The following is a 2,329-nucleotide window of genomic DNA, read 5'->3' as shown; positions in this document are numbered from 1 at the left end:
TGGCTCGCCTTCGTGGGCCAGCACGATGACAGCTGCCGCTTCTCCACCGTGCTGATCGCCGACGACACCGCCAACGCCCAGCACCCGCCGGAATGGTTCGCCCGGTCCGAACCCTTCGCCTGCTTCGGTCCCGCCCCCTTCTTCAGCGCCGAAGTCACCTTCGCCGCCGGCGCCACCATGAAGAACCGGTACGCCGTGGTGATTGCCGACGGCGACTCGGACGGCGGGCGGCTCGCCGCCCTCGCAGCGGTGGCCGGGGACGCACTGCGCCAGCAGCCAGTGGAGGCCACCGCATGACCCTCACCCGGCAGGCGTTTCCCGGCGCGGTGGCCCTCACCCGGCTCGGTGTTTACGACTGGGAAGCGGCCGACGGCGTCTGCGGAGGCTCCCCGCACCTGCACACCGCCTCCACCGAGGCCTACCTGGTCCTGGGCGGAACCGGGCGGGTGGAAACCATCACCGCCTCTGGCTACGAATCCCACAAGCTGGCGCCCAACGACCTGCTGTGGTTCAGCCCGGGGACCATCCACAGGATCATCAACACCGGCAACCTGGACGTCCTCGCCATCATGCAGAACGGCGGGCTGCCCGAGGCAGGCGACGCCGTGCTGACCTTTGAGGCGGACATCGTGGCCAATCCGGAGCGGTATGCCCGGACCGCAGCGCTCGACGGCGGCCCGGGCCGAGTATCGGACTCCCTGGCTGACGCTGCCCGGACCCGGCGGGACGCGGCGCTGGCCGGGTACCACAGGCTGAAGGAGGCGGCGCAGGCAGGCGACCTCGCCGCCGTCGAACGCTTCCACCGCGACGCCGTCCGGCTGGTGCAGTCCCGGGTCCCGGGCTGGCAGGAGCTCTGGAGCGAGAAGATCGCGCCGGAAGCGGCCCGGACGGAACAGTGGCTGGCGGACCTGGCCGAAGGCAAGTACAGCCACTTCAAGGATGCGGCCGTGTCCCGGACAGCACCGGCCACTCCGGAACGGGTTTTCGGCATGTGCGGCATGCTGCAGAAATGGGACTCAGGCGGACCCGCCTGAGCCACAGGACGCCCGCGGAAGGAGCGGCGGAACGGGAGGGATTAGGCTGGAGCCGGATCCCTCCCGCGACGGCCGCTGGAAGAACATCTGAAGGGACGCCATGGTGCAGTCAGCAGCAGGACCGGGCCGGTCGAAGGCACCCACCATCTACGACGTGGCGGAGTTGGCCGGCGTATCGCACCAGACCGTGTCCCGCTACCTGAAGGACAAAGCCACGCTCAAACCCGCCACGCTGGAGCGGGTGGAAAAGGCGCTGGCGGAGCTCAACTACACACCGAACCTCGCGGCAAGGTCCCTGCGTTCCCGCGAGCTGTACCGCCTTGTGGTGGTGGTTCCGGAGGCATCCCTGTACTTCCCCCTCCGCATGCTCAACGGCGCCGCGGAGGTGGCGCACGCCGCCGGCTTCCGCATCGACGTGGTGGCCATGGAAGGAACAGCCCAGGCCCGCGCGAACCGGCTGCAAGGACTGCTCGCGGGTGATGACATCGCCGGCATCCTCTCGTTTGTTCCGCGGCCCGCAAAGCTCGGTACATCCCCTGACGAGGCGCTCAGTGTGCCGATGGTGGTGGCCGGTGAGTACGACAACCGGATGCGTGCCCGCGGCAGCCTGGCAGACGGCACCGCGGCGGCCAAAATCGTGGAACACCTTGCGTCCCTGGGCCACCGGAATTTCTTCCATGTGACCGGACCTCCAGCCTGGCCATCGGCCCGGAACCGCCTGGCGGTCTATGAGGAAACCATTGGCCAGCTGGGCCTGACATCGCTGGGCGTCGCCGCCGGTGACTGGTCCTCCGCCTCCGGTTACGCCGCCGGCCAGGACATCGCAGCCCTGCCGGATGTCACGGCGGTGGTGGCCGCCAATGACACCATGGCCATGGGAGTGATCCGCGCGCTGCACGAGCACGGCCTCAGGGTGCCGGACCACGTCAGTGTTTTCGGCTGGGACGACATGGCTGAATCCAAGTACTTCATCCCCTCAATTTCCACGGTCAACATGGACGTGGAGGCGTTGGGCGCCCGGAGCATGGGCGAACTGATCGCCAGGATCCGCGGCGGGCAGCCCACGGACGACGGCACCACGCTGGCACCCATGGAACTCATCTTCCGCGAATCCACCGGGCGGGTCAGGGCAAACCCCTAGTTCCCGTTCAACCGTTCCGGCGGCAGCGCCCGACGGCGGCGGCGCTGGCTTCCAGCCCGCCGGCCAGAAGTCCCGCCACCACCCCGGCCGCGTCGGCGTCGGTGCGGTTCTGGCTGTTTTTCTCCTTGGCTTCGATCCTGGTGATGACCAGTTC

3 protein-coding genes are annotated in these 2,329 nt (G+C 68.7%); all 3 read left to right on the top strand.

What is annotated here, in order from left to right:
• Window positions 1-297 (top strand): DUF6807 family protein (locus tag DBR22_RS16765; protein ID WP_181365221.1); only part of this gene is annotated, 297 nt, incomplete at its 5' end.
• Window positions 294-1,034, top strand: coding sequence for a cupin domain-containing protein (locus tag DBR22_RS16760; RefSeq protein ID WP_108599952.1), 741 nt, complete (start codon window positions 294-296; stop codon window positions 1,032-1,034). The genes DBR22_RS16765 and DBR22_RS16760, both read left to right, overlap by 4 nt.
• Before the next feature lie 100 nt (window positions 1,035-1,134).
• Entirely contained in the window at window positions 1,135-2,175 is a 1,041-nt protein-coding gene (locus DBR22_RS16755) for a LacI family DNA-binding transcriptional regulator (protein ID WP_108599951.1), read from the top strand.
• The last annotated feature ends 154 nt before the right edge of the window (window positions 2,176-2,329 follow it).

Source organism: Arthrobacter sp. HMWF013 (assembly GCF_003061105.1).
In the GTDB taxonomy this organism is placed as follows: Bacteria; Actinomycetota; Actinomycetes; order Actinomycetales; family Micrococcaceae; genus Arthrobacter.
The sequence above is the reverse complement of the archived record's forward strand: the minus strand, read 5'-3'. Positions and strand labels throughout refer to the sequence as shown.